Raw genomic sequence first — 5,655 nt, forward strand, 5'->3', positions numbered from 1 at the left:
CCGAAGGGATCAGTCTGCTTCCCGCGCTCGACTTGCATGTATTAGGCACGCCGCCAGCGTTCGTCCTGAGCCAAGATCAAACTCTCCATAAAAGTGTTTGAAAAACTTAGCTTTTGTTTAACAAGAAAACGGGGTTTTCTTGTTAAGTTTATGCTTGGCCACTCACGTGACCTTGCTTGACATACTGGTTGTTTTGTTCAGTTTTCAAAGAGCAAATATTTGCCTCCGCAGAAGCAACTTTATAAATGTATCACATAAGGTCTCTCTTTGTCAACATCTTTTTTAATAGATATTTATTAAAATATGTTTGCAAAGAATTAACCTTGGATTTACAGTATAGCATTAGCCTTATAAAGTGTCAACATAAAAAACTCATATTTTCGCAGGATTATACATCTTTTTTAATAGAATTTACTAGCGTCATATTCTCTCGCTTCTTTCCATTCCGTGTGTAAGGCAGTCCATCTACCATCTTCATAATACCAAAGCGTTTCAATCACACCTAAACCATCAGCATGATAAGCCCCGCTAACTTGTTTATAGCTTTTCAATCCAAACCCTTGTTGCTCGCTTATCTCAAACGGTTCATAGAAAGCTATAGGATCAACCATAAGCTCAGTTCTTTTCAGCAATTTACCATGTTCATCAAAAATACCAAGTCGAATATAGTCGTCTTTCCTATCCTCTACATTTAACACGATAGGTTTTGTATTAGGTGCAATCTCTATTACCGCTTGAAAACCATCTTTAAAATATCCTTTTACATAAACCTGTTCAGGTAAGGGCATGTTTGTTAATTCATCGTTAGCCAACGAATCAAGACGTGTTGTATACAGTCCCCCACTTCCACCTGTAGGGCTTTGATAGAATATATCACTAATACCATCATGATTTAAATCAAAAAACTGGATAACCGGATCGTAACCACCTTGATAATTAATTCTCCATTCTTTTTCACCAGAACGGATGACAGAAAAAATATCTCTATAATATACTGTTTCAGGACTAAACAGGACTCCATATAATTCAACTTTATCTAATTGACCGTCACCAGTGACATCCTCTTCAAAATCATTAAGAAGAATAGGCTCAGTTTCACTAGCCTCCACATCATATGCATGGAAAAACAAAAATGGTACTGTCAATAGAAGAAATATAGTCTTCATCCTCACTCCCCTTTTCCCTGTAAACTGTCATTGATAGGATGTGTGTCTTAGTTGCAAGCTATACATCAAAAACGTAAAATGTTAGATGAAATAAATCTAACTATAGGAAGGAAAATATATATGGCCCATATTAAAGAAGTCACTACTGATGAAGTAGAAGAAATGTTACATAAAGAATCAGATGTTATCCTTATCGATGTGAGGGAAGATGAAGAAGTTGCGCAAGGTATGATTGAGGGTGCTCTTCATATCCCTTTGAATCAAATCCCAGAAAAAGCAGAGTCGCTTGATAAAACAAAAGAGTATATCTTAGTATGCCGTTCTGGAGCAAGAAGTTTAAACGCTGCACTATATATGGAAGAGAAAGGATTCCATGTTTCCAATATGGTAGGCGGGATGTTAGATTGGAATGGCGAAGTTATTATTAAGTAAAAAATAAAAGCTTTCTCCCCCTGTTTAAAGGGGAAGAAAAGCTTTTTTTACTAGATATTATTAAATTTTCTGTGTGTAGATAATCAAACGAGTATACCACGTCCGTGGGGCGTTTAATTTGCAACAATATTAACGAGCTTATCCGGAACGACAATGACTTTCCTTACTGTCTTTCCTTCTATCCATTCTTGAATTACTTCATCTTTAAGTGCTATAGTTTCCAACTCATCTTTTGAAATTCCCCGAGGAACATTTACTTTGGATCGAACTTTACCCATCACTTGCAAGACTACTTCGATTTCGTCTTCAATTAATTTGGATTCATCATGCTCCGGCCAAGGTTCATAGGTAATTGTATTATCATTATTTAACTTCTCCCAAAGCTCTTCACCTAAGTGCGGTGCAATCGGATAAAGCATCTTGACGAATCCTTCAGCGTATTTCTTAGGGATACGATCCACTTTATAAGCTTCATTGATAAACACCATCAGTTGGGATATTCCCGTGTTGAAATGGAGATTTTCATAATCTATTGTTACTTTCTTAACCGTTTCGTGATAAACCTTATCCAGCTTCTCGTTATCTTCGTCCACTATTTTTTCTGATAAACTTCCATCTTCATTTACAAATAATCGCCAAACTCTGTCCAAGAAACGGCGGGCTCCATCAAGTCCTGTAGTTGACCAGGCAACAGATGCATCAAGTGGTCCCATGAACATTTCATATAGACGTAACGTATCCGCACCATGAGAATGTACAATATCATCTGGGTTAACGACATTCCCTTTCGACTTACTCATTTTCTCATTACCTTCACCCAGTATCATGCCTTGGTTATATAGCTTTTGGAACGGTTCTTTAGTTGGCACTACACCTAGATCATATAAGAACTTATGCCAGAATCTTGCATACAACAAGTGAAGAACTGCGTGTTCAGCTCCACCAATATATAAATCAACCGGCATCCATTCTTCTAATGCCTTTGGATCTGCAAGTTGTTCTGTATTATGCGGATCAATGTACCGTAAGAAATACCAAGAACTTCCTGCCCACTGTGGCATCGTATTTGTTTCTCTACGTCCTTTCATCCCGGTTTCAGGATCAACGACATTCACCCAATCTTCCGCATTGGCAAGCGGGGACTCACCTGTACCGGAAGGTTTGATTTCATCAATAACAGGCAACTCTAATGGAAGTTCTTCTTCAGGAACAGCAGTCATACTTCCATCTTCCCAATGGATAATTGGGATAGGCTCTCCCCAGTAACGTTGTCTTGCAAACAACCAGTCACGGAGACGATACGTGATTTTCTTTTCACCTTTGCCGTTTTCCACAAGCCAGTCGATCATTTTAGTGATTGCTTCATCTTTCCCTAAACCATTAAGGAAATCGGAGTTGACGTGTGGGCCATCACCAACATAAGCTTCTTTAGAGATATCTCCTCCACTGACCACTTCTATGATCGGCAGGTCGAACTTCGTTGCGAATTCATAGTCCCGTTCATCATGAGCCGGAACAGCCATGATCGCACCGGTTCCATAAGACATGAGTACATAATCCGCTACCCAAATCGGAATTCTTTCATTATTTACAGGATTAATTGCATATGCACCAGTGAAAACTCCAGTTTTATCTTTTGCCAAATCTGTTCTTTCTAAATCGGACTTTTTCTGAACCTCATCTAGATACGTATCAACTGCTTGTTTTTGTTCAGAAGTTGTTATTTCAGCTACAAATGGATGCTCTGGAGCAAGCACTGCATATGTCGCACCAAATAAAGTATCTGGTCTAGTTGTAAATACCGTGAATTCTTTATCATGACCGTCTATGGTAAACGTCACTTCGGCACCTTCCGAACGGCCAATCCAGTTGCGTTGCATTTCTTTTAGACTTTCCGGCCAATCCAAATCATCTAAATCCTCCAGTAGACGATCTGCATAAGCAGTAATTTTCAACATCCACTGTTTCATAGGTTTACGGATAACTGGATGTCCGCCACGCTCACTTTTTCCATCAATCACTTCTTCATTGGCGAGTACTGTACCAAGTGCTGGACACCAGTTCACCGGCACCTCGTCGATGTATGCTAGACCTTTCTCATATAATTTCACAAAAATCCACTGTGTCCATTTATAGTAATTCGGATCAGTCGTGTTGATTTCACGATCCCAATCATAAGAAAAACCTAGCTCTTTAATTTGACGTTTGAATGTTGCGATGTTTTTTTCCGTAAACTCAGCGGGACTGTTTCCAGTATCAAGCGCATATTGTTCCGCCGGAAGACCAAAAGCATCCCATCCCATTGGGTGTAGTACTTCATAGCCTTGCATCCGTTTCATTCGGGAAATGATGTCCGTTGCGGTATATCCCTCCGGATGTCCTACGTGCAGACCTGAACCAGACGGATAAGGGAACATATCCAATGCATAGAACTTCTTTTTATCCGAATACGTCTCTGTTTTAAACGTTTTATTTTCTTCCCAGAATTTTTGCCATTTCTTTTCTACTTCCGCATGCTTATAACTCATGCTGTGACCCTCCTTCATAAAAACCCTTTACATTACAAAATAATAAAAAAAGCCACTCATCCCTATAAAAGGGACGAGAAGCTTTGTTTCCCGCGGTACCACCCGAATTAGCTCATTTGAGCTCACTTTCATCTTTAACGCAAGATTTACGGCAGAAGTTACTCCATTCACTCCCGCAACTTATAGGTGAGTTCATAAACACGACATAAGCAGCTTCCACCACCCGCTGCCTCTCTATATACGTCTGTATTTACTACTATTCCTATTCATCGTTTTTTATCGTAATAATTATATCGAATTATAATGAATTACAAGATTATTGTCAAGATAAGCCAAATGTTCTATCCTTAATCTCAGAAAGGAAGAATCAGATATGTTAAAGAACATCTTACATTATGCCCATTATTTGCTTGAGCAAACATTGAAACCAGGCGAAATTACAATCGACGCAACTTGCGGAAACGGAAACGACACTCTATACTTGGCGGAACTAGTCGGCAAGGACGGGAAAGTACTCGCATTTGATATTCAAGAACAGGCGATTCATACGACGAAAAAAAGACTAAATGAAGCCGGAATCAATCACGTTACACTCATCCAAGAAAGTCACGAATACGTCGATCGATTCTTGGGAGAGTCCGAACAGATCGGTGCTGCAATCTTCAATTTAGGATATTTGCCACGAAGTGATAAAACAATTATCACCGAAAGCAAATCAACGATACCTGCAGTCGAGAAAATACTGACTAAATTAAGGCATGAAGGACTTCTTGTTCTCGTTGTCTACCATGGTCATAAAGGTGGTAAAGAAGAAAAAGACGCTCTCTTGCAATATGTTACTCAGCTTGATCAAAAAAAGTACCATGTTCTTCAGTATCAATTTATCAACCAAAAGAACAATCCGCCATTTTTGCTCGCAATCGAAAAGCTAACCGATTAAATGATATAGCAGGCCAATCATTTACGATTGGCCTGCTATATAAATCTTAAGAAACATCATATCTTTCTTTTACAGTCTGAACAGTATCTTTAATAATTTTTTCCAATACATTCGTATCTATGTCTTCGATCTTATTCACATAAATACAAGCCTTACCCATTTTAAACTTACCAAATTTCTCCAGCAGCTCCTGCGGCTTCTCATCATCCATAACGATGTATAAGCTATGTCTTGCCTTCCTTGGAGAAAAGGCAACTACCGGAGCATCGCCTTCATGACCAGAATCATACTTATAATGATAGGAACCGAAACCAATTATACTTGGGCCCCACATTTTTGCTTGTTTACCTGTCACCTGTGTGAATATATCCAAGAAACGATATGCATCCTCGCGACGCTTTGGGTGCTCTACGGATTCAATAAATTCAATAACGTCCCGATCATTTTCTTTGGTCTTCAACTCGTACATTAAAACCTACCCCCTATTATAGACTAACACAATAAAATGAGACAATAAAAAACACCTTCGAAATGGTATAATCAAACCAATACTAATTCGGAGGTGTTTTTGCGTGGGCAAAAACGTTTA

5 protein-coding genes, 1 rRNA gene and 1 other annotated feature are annotated in these 5,655 nt (G+C 38.9%); of the genes, 2 read left to right on the forward strand and 4 right to left on the reverse strand.

The window, feature by feature from the left end:
• Nucleotides 1-92, reverse strand: a 16S ribosomal RNA gene (locus ACFSBH_RS12720); the annotation flags it as partial.
• A gap of 309 nt (nucleotides 93-401) precedes the next feature.
• A complete protein-coding gene (locus ACFSBH_RS12725; RefSeq protein ID WP_251512970.1) occupies nucleotides 402-1,166 on the reverse strand; it encodes a hypothetical protein in 765 nt (254 codons plus the stop codon).
• A 120-nt stretch (nucleotides 1,167-1,286) separates the two neighbouring features.
• On the opposite strand from ACFSBH_RS12725, the gene ACFSBH_RS12730 reads away from it, so the two are divergent.
• Nucleotides 1,287-1,598 (forward strand): rhodanese-like domain-containing protein, encoded by a 312-nt coding sequence (locus tag ACFSBH_RS12730; RefSeq protein ID WP_251512973.1) that lies wholly within the window; start codon nucleotides 1,287-1,289, stop codon nucleotides 1,596-1,598.
• 113 nt (nucleotides 1,599-1,711) lie between these two features.
• On the opposite strand, the gene leuS is transcribed toward ACFSBH_RS12730, so the two are convergent.
• A complete protein-coding gene (gene leuS / locus ACFSBH_RS12735) occupies nucleotides 1,712-4,126 on the reverse strand; it encodes a leucine--tRNA ligase (RefSeq protein ID WP_251512975.1) in 2,415 nt (804 codons plus the stop codon).
• Nucleotides 4,127-4,192: 66 nt separating this feature from the next.
• Nucleotides 4,193-4,405, reverse strand: a binding site (T-box leader).
• A gap of 94 nt (nucleotides 4,406-4,499) precedes the next feature.
• On the opposite strand from leuS, the gene mnmM reads away from it, so the two are divergent.
• Nucleotides 4,500-5,066 carry a tRNA 5-(aminomethyl)-2-thiouridylate-methyltransferase MnmM gene (gene mnmM / locus ACFSBH_RS12740; protein ID WP_251512977.1) on the forward strand — a complete coding sequence of 189 codons (567 nt, stop codon included), beginning with the start codon at nucleotides 4,500-4,502 and terminating at the stop codon, nucleotides 5,064-5,066.
• A 46-nt stretch (nucleotides 5,067-5,112) separates the two neighbouring features.
• Here the strand turns inward: mnmM and ACFSBH_RS12745 are convergent, their stop codons facing one another.
• Nucleotides 5,113-5,535: a DUF1801 domain-containing protein gene (locus ACFSBH_RS12745; protein ID WP_251512979.1), complete on the reverse strand. Its 423-nt coding sequence runs from the start codon at nucleotides 5,533-5,535 to the stop codon at nucleotides 5,113-5,115.
• Nucleotides 5,536-5,655 lie beyond the last annotated feature (120 nt).

Origin of the sequence: Oceanobacillus luteolus (assembly GCF_042678205.1) — a bacterium.
GTDB classification, from domain to species: Bacteria; Bacillota; Bacilli; order Bacillales; family Amphibacillaceae; genus Oceanobacillus; species Oceanobacillus luteolus.